Genomic DNA, 13,371 nt, shown 5'->3' on the forward strand with positions numbered 1-13,371 from the left:
ATGCTTTTAATTTTTTTTGTGAGATAGATACTGACGTTTGTTCCGTATGATTATTAATGTGAAATGGCGACTTTGCCGGCGGCTATAATCCTCCCGTCGCTGTTGCGCTGTACAAACCCTATCAGCTCCCAGTCCTGGCTATTGAAGCCGGCAGGCATATTTAAAGTGGCGTACTGGCTTTTATTCGGATCAACTGTTGTCAGCTGTTGTACAATTTGCACATGCGATAACTTTCTGCCGGCATTTTCGCCTGCCCGTACATTACTTTGTGCATTTTTCTGTACGAAGGCAAGGTGTAGACGGGTATGCTGCTGAGGCGTTGACAGGGTCCAGGATACATTCATCTTCCCGTTGGCGGGTTGTCCTATCAAGGCAAGATGCTGGCCGACATTGGCATTGAAGGCGTTGTTAATGCCCCCGGTAATATTACCCGCATCTGAACCTACATATTGACTGATACCATTAATAACTACCTGTGGCGTATATACGCTGTTGAGGTGAAACCATCCGGCGTATGCTTCCTGTCGCTCGGAAAAGCTATGCTGACTAAAGCTGTCTTTCCACCCCTGATGGTCCCAGTAGTCCACATGAAATGCCAGCAGGTACAGTGGTTTACCGGCACTTTCCTTTTCCAGGCGTGCCAGCAATTCATCGGCTGGCGGACAACTGGAACATCCTTCAGAAGTAAACAGTTCTACTACTGCGAAGCCATTGGTACTGTCGGCCACAGGCAGCAGGGTGTGGGTGTTGTTGCCGTAGGAAATATTGCAGGCGCCCAATAACAGCGCAAAAATGGCGGATATCATGATTGTTTTCATCTGTCAGTTTTTAAAAGATCAATGAGGATCGCATGGGTACCATGCGCGGTCAATAGTGGGAATAAAGGAAGCTCTCTGTGCGGCATCTGCCGGCGTGTATTGGTCGCCGTTATAGTGCTGCAGGGAATAGGTCGGCGCTTTCCCGGTGACAACGGGCTGTATCTCTACCGTTTCTACGCGGAGTAGTTCGCCGTTGATATCGCTGCCAAACCAAAACTGATTGGCCTGTTCGCGATAGGTAACCAGCTTATACTGAGCCCCCGGCCGCTGCGTAGCAGGCTGATTAAAATGATTGGCCATCGCGGCAGGATTACCATATAGCATTGCTACTTCGCCGGATTTTTCGTTGATGATGGTAGTAATGACCTGCATGCCACTATCATTGAAAGCAAATGGCCGGATGGCGGGTGTGGCTGTTTTATTGCCGGAACAGCTGGTGATGCCGATAACTAAAACGGTGAGTAATGTGATAACGCGCATGACTATATTAATTAAAGGTGGAGAGATCGAAAATACCGCCGGTATTAGCGGCTGCTTTATGGCAGGATGCACAGGTTTGTGCGGTGAGTACAGTACCATAGGGTTTAAGTGCCGGGGTTTCAAATTTTGCATAGCCCCAGCCATCGGTGTGCTTGTACCGATCCTGGTCTCTTACCATATACTGCACATTCAGAAATTTGCCGGAATGAATGGTGCCATCGCTACCCCGCTCCTTTTCCCATACTACTTTGGCGATGATAGCCCCATCAGGCCAGGGGTTGATTTGTTTGTTGCGGATGGCCTGCATCGCCACGGGATTGGCAAACATCACCCGCATGGTGGTATTGTCGAAGCGCGACGTGGTGCTCATCACCTGCCATGTCCGGAATTCGGGCATGAAGCGTATCCCGGTGGCGGCTACCGGTAAGGTGGCCGGTGTATGGAGTGTATCCGTTACCGTTGTACCGGCTGCTACTGGTACTGTTTTACGCTTCGTGTTGAGATAATTGCGGAGTGTGGCTAACTCCGCTGCGGTTACGGTAGCATTGCGATGCAGCGTTTTATAAGCTGGCAAGGGCATGGCGCCGGAATTGATCATATTATAAGCTTCCCAGAGTGCGCCTTCCTGTTCCGCTTTGGAAAGCCGATCCCATTCGGAGAAATTCAGGTGCTTGCGGGCTTCGCGGATATCACGACTGACCACGGTGGCAATACCAGGCAATTTATCGAACCATTGCACTTGTCCGGTATTAGAGTGGCAATCGTAACAGGCATGTTGAAAGATCTGCTTTACGGCTTCCGGGGCGTCCAGATCGCCTGCAACTGCCGGATGGTCTGCCACGGTGGTGGTAAAAGAAAAAGCCGCGGTAGCCAGTACTACGATCCCTGCGGTCATCCCTATTAAACTGCGTTTGTTTGCTATTTTCATGTGCCGAAGTATTATGACACAAAGAGAAAAAAACCGGCGCTCCCGGTAAAACGGAATACCCTGTATCCGGCAAATGAGGGGGCGAGCCGGACAGATTTCCGGGTGAACCGGCAAGGCTTTTTTCCGGGTAAAACAGCCATTATAAGGTATCTAGCGGGATGAGCCTCCCCGCTGCCGGGTTCAGGGGCCGGAATGCCGGCTTCACCCTTCGGGATGACCCATGGCGCCGAAATACTATTATCTTTGGTCCGCTATGAATAAAAGGAAGCCATTTAAAATATCCGGGCGCATTATATGGTTAAGCTCCTTGTTTTTAGGGGTGATTGTATCATTACCCAGCCTGATCCAGCACCAGTACAATTTATACGAGGTGATCGCCAATTCTACGATTACCTTCCTGTTTTCGCTTTTTGTATGGTATTATAACATGTACACACTGCCCGTGTATACGTCGCAGGAAGTAGCGAGGGGCTTTTCGTTGTATCCCCTGCTTAAGAACCTGTTAGTCGGTGTGGTGGTGATGTTCCTGTTATCTTATTTACAACAACAGATACTCACACATATCAATTTTGGGCCGGTGATGCTGATGTTTGAGGTAAGAGGAGTACTGATCAACCTGACTTTCTACATGTTCATCCACCTGCTGTATCAAACGTATCAGAACGAGCGGGTGAGCATAGAACTGGAACGTAGTAAAATGGATAACCTGGCGGCACAGTTTGAGCTGTTGCGGCAACAGGTAAATCCCCATTTCCTCTTTAATACCCTGAATACGCTGAAGTACATGGTGGAAAGCGGTGATGAACACAGCGTAGATTTCATTCTGAAGCTATCCGACTTTTACCGGTTTACACTGGAAAACCGGAAGCTGGACCTGATCCGGTTATCAGAAGAACTAAAAATCCTGCATGCGTATATTTACCTGTTAAAGGCGCGTTTTGAAGAAGGCTTTGATGTACAGATAACGGTAACGCCTGCACTGAGTACCACAATGATACCGCCATTTACCTTACAGCTGTTGGTGGAAAACTGCATCAAACACAATGTGGTAGCACCTGATAAAACATTATATGTGAAAATTTATACTGAAGATGACTACCTCGTTGTCTCCAATAATGTACAACCTAAGATGACCCCTGAAGTGTCTACCGGGATTGGTTTGGAGAATATCAACGAGCGATATGATCATCTTCTCGGAAAAAATATTGATATATTACCCACACCAAACACCTTTACTGTAAAACTCCCGATTATTCATGAGGATAGTCATTATTGAAGACGAAATTAAAGCAGCTAAATCGCTGGCAAGCCTGGTGGCTAAGATCCGTCCGGAAGCTACCGTGGAAGCGATGTTGCACAGCATAGAACAGGCAGTGGCTTATTTAACGGCTACCCCGCCGCCTGATCTGATTTTTATGGATGTACAACTATCTGATGGGCTCTGTTTTGAAATATTCCGGCTGGCAAAAATTTCCAGTCCCGTAATATTTACCACTGCTTTCGGAGAATATGCCATGGACGCTATCAAATCGAATGGGATCGACTACCTGCTGAAACCCTTTTCTGCAGCAGACCTGGAAGCGGCGTTTCAGAAGGTCGCACAATTCAAAAACTTCTTCCAGCAACAAACACAAACCGATTGGCAGGACCTGATCAAGCGACTGGATAAGCCGGAGAGTAAAAGCAGCTTCCTGATTTTTCATAACAACCGGTATATCACGGTGCGCACAGAACAGATAGCCTACATCTACATCAAATACGATGCACCTTATATTGTCACGTTCCAGCAACAGAAATACATCATTCCTCAAACGCTGGAACAGTTACAGGCACAGCTATCTTCCAAACAGTTCTATCGCTTAAACCGGCAATACCTGGTAAACTTTGATGCGATCAAAGAAGTAGAAAATTATTCTTCCCGTAAGCTGGGGCTGCATCTTACGGTAGCCACAGAAGAACAACTGGTAGTGGGTAAAGATAAGATGACGCAATTCTTGCAGTGGATGGAGAATAGATAAATATAATCACATGCAACCAATCCATTTTTCAAAAAAGGCGCTGTCTGGCATAATGCGCTAACGTACCTTATTGTCTATTGGTATATCTGTCAACGCCTCACTAGTGACAGATATACGCTTCCATAACAAAACAGGTAATATCACCAGTACCGTAAAAAGAGAAAAGAGCAGGCCTCCTATAGTCCCAACTGCGAAGGAAAACCAGAACACTTCTTCTTTACCACTTATTAAAAAGGGAACCATACTGCAACAGGCCGAAATAGTGGTTAGAAAAATCGTCCGGGAGCGATTCCTGACTGTTTGTAATAACAATACATTACTATCTATCTGAGGGAATTCCTTCCTTAGCGCATTAAAATCATTCACTATAAAGATGGAAGCATTGGCCACCAGCCCGCCGAGGAAAATAAACGCAGCATCACCCCCCTGATCAAAGTGAAAGCCTCMAATATAAAAAGTCAGGAACAACCCTATAAACGAAACAGGTATTATAACAATGATATAAAATGGCTTAACCAGACTTTCAAAGATTATGCTACATACAAAAAAGACTGCTGCTAACAATAGGAATATAAGCAGATAATACCGACCAGACACCTCATCCCCCTCGTTTTTACTTCCACCTCTTACTTCGGCACTATAACCAACTGGCATCAACATCTTCATTTCATTCAATTTCTCTTTCAGATAATCCTTCCCCGACTCCGGGGCTCCCAGAAACTCAAAACTAACCAGTCGTACATATTGCCTGCCTATCTTATAAATACTACTAACCGTTGGATAAGGTAACATTGTTCCCATCCTTCCTGCAGTTACTATTTTATTTGAATCAATAAACAGGTTGTTATGTAATAAATCATAACTGGAATAGTCCAATGCACCGTTCTCATAAACAACCACCGGATAATATTGGTTATTAATAAATAAGAGTCCAGAAGGAGCTGTCTGACCAGCTACTGTTGCAAAAGCATTTAGCACTTTGTATTTGCTGACATTATTCAGGGCCAGTAATCTTGCGTCCAGACTGAGTATGTATTCTTTACTCTCCTTTTCACGCTGATAAAGTTTGGCATTCGCATTCACTTTCCTGACACGGTTACTTTCACCTAATTTCCGCGCCAGTATATGCCCCTGTTTCTCAAGTCCATCATAATTATATCCTTTCATCTGCACCTGAAATACAGGCACATCATCGCTCCCAACATTGCTGAATCCCTGTCCTATTCCGTAAATATCCCAATCTACTCCACCCCAGTTAAGCGACCGGTTGATGAGTTGGGATTTAAGCTCCTGAGGCAATGTGGATTGGTACACATCATCCCTAAAATTTATTTCAATATTGCCGGACTGACCAGAAGGGATCGTAGTTATAAACTTATCAACGTCCTTAATGGTAGAAAGATGTCGTTCAAAAGAGCTTAAAATGGTGTTCATTTGTTGGGGTGTGTTCCCATTAGGTAATTGCGCCTGCACATAAAGTGTTGTCTTCCCAAAATCCTGGTGTCCTCCGTTCTCATAAACATCTTCCATAAAAAGCCGGAGTGTACCACCCAGACACTTATCAATTTTGGGGCGAATATTTTTGAGATAATATGTATTACCCAATGTCAGGTTATATGCTTGTTGAAACCAGCCAGGGTTTTCCCATGTTGCGGGAAGCATGAAAACAGGTAATCCAAATAATAGCACGAGGCCGGCAATGCATGTTTTCCGATAGCGCGCCAATAGTTTMAATACGTCTTCATAAACCGATCGGCCTGCCTGAGCAGGGAACACAGGAGTATCGGACTGCATAAAATCGGGCTGCTGCTTTTGTTTTTTCTTAATACGCAGTAAGGTATATAGTGCGGGCGTCAACCACAAGGCTGTCAACAAGGATGCCAATAGAATAACGATAACAATAAAAGCGAGATCTCTGAAAATACGCTGCTCTTCCTCCGGAAGTAAAAACACCAGGCACAGCGACGCAATCGTCGTCAAACTTGCACCCAACATAGATAAAAATATCTTCCTGTTATGGATATAATGATAATGATCCAGCATCACAATACTATTGTCGATAGCAATTCCCAATGCAATCGCAAGTCCGGCTACCGTATACAAATGGATCGGTATATCCAATAGCCATACCATGGGCAATGAGAGCGCAAGTGTACACATCAGTCCTGCCAACAGAATGATCAGATAACGCCAGCTCCGGTACACCAATAAAACAAAAACAATGAGTACCAACATCGACAATCCAATCCGCTCATAGTTCTTTTTCATTTCTGCCCTAAAAAACAAGGTATCATCATATTCTTCATGCAATTCATAATCTGGTGGCAAATGCTTATCACAGGTTGCTATTATTGCGCGTACTTTCTCTGCAAGGAGTACCTTATTCTCATTTTTCTGGCAGTATATTGATAGCCGCACTGCATTACGGCCATTTACCCGAAAGAAAGACTGCTCTTCCCGTTCCTGTAAATAAACAGCTGCAATATCTTTCAAAGCTATATAGTTCCTCTGATGAGTGGGTATCAAAATATTTTCTATTACCTGAATCGTTGCTGTTGCCGCAGGCACCTGCAAAAAAAGGCGTTMATTATTCTCGTTCAGTATATAACCAGGATAAGACACATCAAAATAAGTATGCAATGTGTGAAGTATCTCAGATGGAGAGATGTGCCATGCCGCGCACTTGTCTTTATTGAATCTTATAGTAAGTTGTACCTCCTCTGCTCCCGACACAGTTACCTCTCTGATACCGGAAACACCTGCAAAAGCCTTATTAAAGATATCTTCCATTTGCGCTTTTATTTTGAAATTTTGCAGCGGCGCATTGATGGAATATACCAATAAAGGGGAACTATTAGGCGCATTACTACCTTCACTGATCAGTGGATAACTTACGCGTTGTGGCAACTGCGGATACAACCGGCGAATAATACCCGCGATCTCCAGCTTTTTGTAGGGAACGTTAACCGACTTATCAAAATCAAGCTGTATAACACCTCCATTATAATTAGATACAGAGTTAATATTCTTCAACTGATTTAATTGAGAGCAGGCATTTTCTAATACGGATGTTATCTCTTGTTCTACAACATCCGGATTGGCGCCAGGGAAAGAGAAATAAATACTAATTGAAGTAGTACGCTCTCCGGGCATCAATTCCACTTTCAATGCCGGCAAAATAAAAATGGCAGCCACAGACAATGCTGCAAACAGTAGGATAACCCGAACAGGGGATAGTAATGAAGCCAATGAAAGCGGTTAAAAGGATGAAAAAAATATCATAAATCGACATGAAAATATTGCTTTTCTGATATTCATTTATGAAGTTTAAATTTCACGATAATAAAACTTATCCAGAAAAAATTATCTCCGAAAGATGCTTAATAATTTCTTCATAATTTAATAAATATTGTATTATTGTATAGTGCCTGATTTTAATTACTGGATTTAATCGTTTGGCTTCACATCTTCAAGGCATGGTATTTTCAGAGGACAATGACATTGACGTACCCTATTTCTAAATAAAAAAACTGTACTTATTTTCCTTAGCATAAAAAACACCTGCTTCGGTTGTCACACTATCATAAAAAACTCATTCATCAGTAAGAAAGAATAACAAAAGTTTGCCCAAATGAATGTTCCCGTGCCATGTGGTTCCAACTTGCTGTGCCCTTTTTTTTCAAACCCTTAAACCCAAATTTCATGATCAAAGAGATGGCGCAAAGCCGAAAACTTAAAAAAGTCAGTATGGCTACTGGCATACTCACAATGGGTATTGGCATTATTAGCTCTATGTCTTCGTTTACCGACTCCGGCTCTGGTGGCGGAGGTACCGGTACTGGCACCGAAGAATATGACAAACCTAAATGGACTAAGATTACAGAAAGCATCACCTGTGATGATGTAACCGTCAATATCGGTTTCTCACAAAAAAGCGATGGAAAATTTGCCATATCTGCAGATCTGGGTAAACTTGGCAAATACGAGGGATCTGTAGAAGGTTCTGGCAGTAGCCATTCGGGTTCCGGAACGATCGCCAACTATGTGGTGAAATTTCCAAAAGACTCCAGCGGGAATAAAATACCTGTCCAACGGATAGTATGCTACCCAAATGGAACAGAGAAATGCACGCCTACTGAGCCTTGTCTTCAAGTAGCTATTGCTCAGATCAGATCCGCCATCAAATAATCTGTATTAATTCTTTCACCTAAAAAATAGTAAAGGGATTGAAGTCTATCTTACAATCCCTTTACTTCAAAGGAAATGTATTGTGAAGCAATTGACTATTTTTTTTCAACTTTTGATAGCAATGGTACTCCTAAATGGATGCCATGCCAGCCCCGATGAGGACAAAAAAAAATCATTGGAATCATTATTCAAAAACAGTCATTTTAAAGAACTGACTGGCGGCGAAAACAACTGGCAGATAAAGGAGAATAATCCCGAAACAGTAGATATAGCTGATGGCAGAGGCATTAGCCTAAATATGTCTCAGTTAGTAGACAGTCTATATTATGTAAAACTGGAAACCAAAGCAGACAACATCATTGGGCACATTGATAAACTATATCAGTCATCTGATAAAATAGTAGTAGTCGATAAAAGAATGGCCAAAGAAGTTTTTATATTCGATAACCATGGTACATTTCTCTCGAAAATATCACGACTTGGGCCTGGTCCACAAGAATATAATGAGCTATCTGACGTTAGTGCAGACTTTATAAAAAACGAAATAGGCATACTGGATTTTACCAAACTTAAGCTCCTTACATATGACTACAGCGGTAAATTCTTAAGAGCAGCACCAATTCCTATACTGGTACAATCACTTGAGTATCTACCTGGGAAAGCAATTGTTTGGTTCAATAAAAACATGGTAAATGCTCATATTCCCACATTGGCGGATTATTCTCTTTTTCTTACAGACACCTCTATGCGGGTTTTAAAAAAGGCTTTTGAATTTCCATCTGGCGATAGCCCACAGGAATCGCCTTATAACTATTGGAATTTAAAACCATTATATAGAAGTGACAAAACCCTCTACTACAATCCCCGTCTATCCACTTTCATCTTTAAAGTAGATAGCGCGGCTATTAATCCCTTATATTATCTTAATCTCCACGGAATGGGATTTTCGCCTAAAGAAATGGAGACAATGACAAATAACATTTACCAAAAACGTGTCGGCGACGAGAACTTTTTCCTGTTCAATGGTGAATATGCAGTCAACAACAATGCTTTCTACTGCAGGATTTATAACAGAAAAGAAATGTTCGGCTGTTTCTATAACAATAAGACGAAGAAATCCACTAGTTTTTCAGGTATTGTTACAGACAGACCAGATGCAATTCTTTTCAATTTCCCTTACACTAGCTACCAGAATTTCTTCATTTCACCACTGTATGCCCACAAAATTGTTGAAACTAAAAAGGATCTGAAAGTATTTAAAAAAAATAAAGAGCTGGTCAATCTATATGAAAGCGTTAAAGCTGACGATAATCCCATTTTAATGTATTATTCACTTCGTTAGCTAATCAACAAAACTACTTACAGATGAGAATATCTTTATTGCTTTTGACAACACTTATTATGTCGGCATCCACAGCGGTATGCCAGTCATTTACCTTTGTCACTATCGAGGGAAAGGTAAAAAATGGCAGCCCTGCCGATTCTATTGTCATTTATATCCGCGACATACTATTCTTCCCATTCAGAGAGCGTATTGAAATAGACAATAACGGACGGTTTCACAAAGAGATATCGATAGCCCCCAACACTGATATCTCACTGGAATTCAATGACAGTGAGCAGATCAATCTATACACCGGAAACAGGTCAGGTATTCAGTTGGAATGGGATAAAAACAACTTCCCGGCATCTGTACACAGTTTGGCACCGGACGACCCAATTAATCGTTTTCTCATTAGCTATCAGCAGCAATTTCCGGACATTCGTGAACAGCTGGATACAGTTACCTCACTGGAGCGGGTAATTTCAATGGTGAGAAAGCAAAACGACAGCGCTTTTACTTTCCTCAAACAAGCAGGAACACAACTCGATGACATCGCATATAAAAAATGTGCTACTGATATATTCTATCGTAATCTAAGCGCCATTATTACTTCAGAGCGCTTCAAGGGGTTTGATTTTTCAGATGCGGCCCAAACAGCGGAGTTTCCGTTTATTACATTTTTCGACAAACGATTCGATAGTCTGCAAAATGTCTCCTTTCAGCGCATGAAAAGCGCCAGTTCAACGGCTTCCCTTCAAATACTTGAAAACGCAAGCCGTTCCGAAACAGAATGGGATTTCCGAACCAATTACTCCGTACTAAACGCATCTGCACTTTATCAAAGCGAAAACTATCGTAATTTTCTTTCTCAATATTTTGAACAATTTCTGCTAACCATTTACAATAGGAAGCTCGGCAAAGATGCGCAGCAATCCACCTATCAATACGCTAATTTACTCCATGCGTTCACAGATAATCAGAAAATCACCAACTGGTTAATTGCTTGTCGTATCCGGAATAAGGTTGCCTTTAATGACATTAACAGCTTCCCCGAAACGGCATTCAAAAAGGAGCTTTCCCTGGTACAGGATAGTGCGCTAACTGACCAGCTTACAAAATACTATAATCTTTTCGCCCACTTAAAGAAAGGGATTAAAGCACCTGTTATTACCTTCAGCACTGAAAATGGCCAATTGGATTCCACTACGCGATACAAAGGGAAGTACCTCTTCATTGATGTATGGAGTTCCTATTGCGCCCCTTGCATTGCTGAGATCTCCCGACATAGTGAAAACGTTGCCAATAAATTAAAAGGCAAAAATGTTGTGCTATTATACATTTCCCTGGATAGCAACCGGAAATTATGGCTGGATGCGATTCGGAAATATAAACCAGCCGGTGTAAATGTATTGGCTACTGCAGGGTTGGACAGCCAATTTGTAAAAGATTTTGGTGTTTTCTCTATTCCCAGACATATACTTATCTCTCCGGAAGGGATTATTGAGGATGCCAGCTTCCCGGGACTCTTTGAACTTACCGACACCCTATTCCTTAAATAGTTTTTACATGAAGAAAATAATCAATAGCCTTCCTTCTTTAGTCATAGTTGGTTTATCTTGTTGTGTGCTGTTACTCTCATGGACCGTTTCTAAAACTAAGCACGAGAAAAAATGGTTGCAACAGCTTGCAGCAGATAAAGAAGAGCTACTGGAATTTTATGCCCGGCAAGTTCGGTATAACAACAATCTGCAAGGCCATTATAGTACTATTCAATTAAATGATTCGCAAAACAAACCCCTGTTATTCTCTTCATTTGTTCATGACGCGCCCAAACTTTTCTTCAGGTTTACAGAGCAAAATTGTACCGCCTGTATTGAAGCAGAAATTCCAAAACTAAAAGCACTTGCTAAAATAATCGGGAAAGATAAAATTGTCGTGTTGACTTCAAATGAACCTGGCAGCAAAGCCATTCAGTTTATAAAGCGTAATTACCAGCTTGAATTTCCCATATTTGACGTTGCACAGGATCAATTGAAATCGCTCGAAATTGAGGGCCTAAATACCCCCTATCTCTTTGTAGGTGACAGCAACGGCTTACGCAACTTCTTTGTTCCCGAAAAATCCCTGCCTGAACTATCTGACATCTACTATAGTGCGGTAGCGAACGCATTTCTGATTCGGTTTGCCAATGAACGCCCACAGGATAATCTACCTACATCGAAAATAAAGTTTGAACGTAATGTTATTGACTTTAAGGATATCCACTACGAACACCCTGTTATTGGTAAATATCAGTTTACTAATAACGGCGTACATCCGCTTCAGTTAATAAAAGTAGTGCCAGACTGCAACTGTATGGTATCAGAATGGCCGAGGTACCTGATTCAACCAGGAGACAGTGCCGAAATAAGCATCCGGTATAATGCGAATACAGTCGGAAAATTCGAAAAAACGATAAAAGTATTTGCCAATATTGATACCCCCATTGTATTGAGGGCCCAGGGTACCGTCATTCAATAGCCTGTAAATAATTTATATGATCACTACTACCGACATAAATTCCCGTTTTTATCATTACCTGTTACTGAATGGCAGTTTCATGGATAATGTAGGGCTGTCCAGAGGTAAATCTGCCCTGCCGCTGTACCTTTATTACACGATGGGAAATACCATCGAAAGTTTTTCATTTCTGGAAGAAATAATTTCCCAGATCAATGCCGGCACATCTTCCTCTTTCGCCAACGGTGTTTCCGGCTTCGGTATTGTGCTTGAACACCTGATACAATCAGGGCTTCTTGAAGAAGACGCGAACGAAATACTGGAAGAGTGTGATAAAACAGTTACTCAAATTGCGCAGTCCAGCCTTGTTAACGACATCAGCATCGCAAATGGCGTGAGTGGTATTGGCCTGTATCTGCTTCACCGGTTAACAACCAATCAACCTCATCGCAACATGCTATTCTTTAACCACCGATTGATCGATAGCGTGATGAAATGCATTTTCAAGATCGAAAAAATGTTCGTCAGTTATCGGCTGGGCAATGCTGTTTTTCCGCAGGGCACAAGTTGCTGGGAACATCCGGCCAGTTCGCTGTTACTCCTCTCCGCTGCCCGGTCTGCCGCAATTCCCGAACCAAGATTGGAACTCATCACACAGGATATTATCTCATTTCTGCATACCCGCCTGGCTGGTCAAAAGTTTTCCTGGGATACCGTGGATATATGGTATCTGTTACTATATGCAGGTAACAGACTGGAAAACAAAACCATTTGCCCGGCATTGCTTTCCTCATTTCAAAAAAAATTGCATACGGAGCCCTTATCCATTGAAAGGATGGATCTTCTTAAAGCACCCTTTACCGCCTTGTTACTTCATCTGATTCATAAAGAACATTCACTCCCTTCTGCCCGCCATTTAAGTGAAAACATGGTAAAAAGCATCCGGTCCTACCTGCAAAAAAATTCACTGGCAACAATTGTCCCTTATGACGATGAGCTACAAGGTGTGCCGTTGGGATTAGACGGCGGAGCAAGCGGAATGGCGCTCTCACTATGGAGCCTTCAGCATCAAAATTATCAATGGCTATCAACATTAGGCATCTCAATATAAAAAAA

Annotated in this window: 11 protein-coding genes; 7 read left to right on the plus strand and 4 right to left on the minus strand. The window is 42.5% G+C overall.

Translation table 11 applies throughout. The features are described 5' to 3' along the window. Positions 1-53: 53 nt before the first annotated feature. From AC1DFM_RS07760 to AC1DFM_RS07770, 3 genes are read right to left on the minus strand one after another with little or no spacing between them, the layout of a single operon-like run. The gene (locus AC1DFM_RS07760; protein ID WP_477076136.1) at positions 54-818 is read right to left on the minus strand and encodes a DUF1223 domain-containing protein; all 765 of its coding nucleotides are present in this window, start codon (positions 816-818) and stop codon (positions 54-56) included. A gap of 18 nt (positions 819-836) precedes the next feature. Continuing rightward, entirely contained in the window at positions 837-1,298 is a 462-nt protein-coding gene (locus AC1DFM_RS07765; protein ID WP_477076137.1) for a hypothetical protein, read from the minus strand. A gap of 7 nt (positions 1,299-1,305) precedes the next feature. Then, on the minus strand, positions 1,306-2,226 hold the full coding sequence (locus tag AC1DFM_RS07770) for a heme-binding domain-containing protein (protein WP_477076138.1): 921 nt from the start codon (positions 2,224-2,226) through the stop codon (positions 1,306-1,308). Positions 2,227-2,479: 253 nt separating this feature from the next. Between AC1DFM_RS07770 and AC1DFM_RS07775 the strand changes: the two genes are divergently transcribed. Together AC1DFM_RS07775 and AC1DFM_RS07780 are read left to right on the plus strand one after the other, a co-directional pair. Next, the gene (locus AC1DFM_RS07775; RefSeq protein ID WP_477076139.1) at positions 2,480-3,502 is read left to right on the plus strand and encodes a sensor histidine kinase; all 1,023 of its coding nucleotides are present in this window, start codon (positions 2,480-2,482) and stop codon (positions 3,500-3,502) included. Further along, complete coding sequence (locus AC1DFM_RS07780; protein ID WP_477076140.1) at positions 3,483-4,244, plus strand: LytR/AlgR family response regulator transcription factor; 762 nt, start codon at positions 3,483-3,485, stop codon at positions 4,242-4,244. Before AC1DFM_RS07775 ends, AC1DFM_RS07780 begins: the two co-directional genes overlap by 20 nt. Before the next feature lie 57 nt (positions 4,245-4,301). On the opposite strand, the gene AC1DFM_RS07785 is transcribed toward AC1DFM_RS07780, so the two are convergent. Next, positions 4,302-7,493, minus strand: coding sequence for an efflux RND transporter permease subunit (locus AC1DFM_RS07785; protein WP_477076141.1), 3,192 nt, complete (start codon positions 7,491-7,493; stop codon positions 4,302-4,304). A 498-nt stretch (positions 7,494-7,991) separates the two neighbouring features. On the opposite strand from AC1DFM_RS07785, the gene AC1DFM_RS07790 reads away from it, so the two are divergent. The 5 genes from AC1DFM_RS07790 to AC1DFM_RS07810 all read left to right on the plus strand — a co-directional run bounded on the left by AC1DFM_RS07790 (position 7,992) and on the right by AC1DFM_RS07810 (position 13,366). Then, complete coding sequence (locus AC1DFM_RS07790; protein WP_477076142.1) at positions 7,992-8,432, plus strand: hypothetical protein; 441 nt, start codon at positions 7,992-7,994, stop codon at positions 8,430-8,432. A gap of 82 nt (positions 8,433-8,514) precedes the next feature. Further along, positions 8,515-9,774, plus strand: coding sequence for a 6-bladed beta-propeller (locus AC1DFM_RS07795; RefSeq protein WP_477076143.1), 1,260 nt, complete (start codon positions 8,515-8,517; stop codon positions 9,772-9,774). A 59-nt stretch (positions 9,775-9,833) separates the two neighbouring features. Continuing rightward, positions 9,834-11,315, plus strand: coding sequence for a TlpA family protein disulfide reductase (locus tag AC1DFM_RS07800; RefSeq protein WP_477076144.1), 1,482 nt, complete (start codon positions 9,834-9,836; stop codon positions 11,313-11,315). Between the two features lie 7 nt (positions 11,316-11,322). Beyond that, positions 11,323-12,276, plus strand: a complete 954-nt coding sequence (locus AC1DFM_RS07805; RefSeq protein WP_477076145.1) for a DUF1573 domain-containing protein — start codon at positions 11,323-11,325, stop codon at positions 12,274-12,276. Between the two features lie 16 nt (positions 12,277-12,292). Then, positions 12,293-13,366: a hypothetical protein gene (locus AC1DFM_RS07810; RefSeq protein WP_477076146.1), complete on the plus strand. Its 1,074-nt coding sequence runs from the start codon at positions 12,293-12,295 to the stop codon at positions 13,364-13,366. Positions 13,367-13,371 lie beyond the last annotated feature (5 nt).

It is taken from the genome of Chitinophaga sp. 05T412 (assembly GCF_056396465.1).

Coding starts and splice junctions, on each gene's coding strand:
- AC1DFM_RS07760 (WP_477076136.1), bottom strand. CDS start 818: ATGAAAACAATCATGATATCCGCCATTTTTGCGCTGTTATTGGGCGCC.
- AC1DFM_RS07765 (WP_477076137.1), bottom strand. CDS start 1,298: ATGCGCGTTATCACATTACTCACCGTTTTAGTTATCGGCATCACCAGC.
- AC1DFM_RS07770 (WP_477076138.1), bottom strand. CDS start 2,226: ATGAAAATAGCAAACAAACGCAGTTTAATAGGGATGACCGCAGGGATC.
- AC1DFM_RS07775 (WP_477076139.1), top strand. CDS start 2,480: ATGAATAAAAGGAAGCCATTTAAAATATCCGGGCGCATTATATGGTTA.
- AC1DFM_RS07780 (WP_477076140.1), top strand. CDS start 3,483: ATGAGGATAGTCATTATTGAAGACGAAATTAAAGCAGCTAAATCGCTG.
- AC1DFM_RS07790 (WP_477076142.1), top strand. CDS start 7,992: ATGGCTACTGGCATACTCACAATGGGTATTGGCATTATTAGCTCTATG.
- AC1DFM_RS07800 (WP_477076144.1), top strand. CDS start 9,834: ATGTCGGCATCCACAGCGGTATGCCAGTCATTTACCTTTGTCACTATC.
- AC1DFM_RS07805 (WP_477076145.1), top strand. CDS start 11,323: ATGAAGAAAATAATCAATAGCCTTCCTTCTTTAGTCATAGTTGGTTTA.
- AC1DFM_RS07810 (WP_477076146.1), top strand. CDS start 12,293: ATGATCACTACTACCGACATAAATTCCCGTTTTTATCATTACCTGTTA.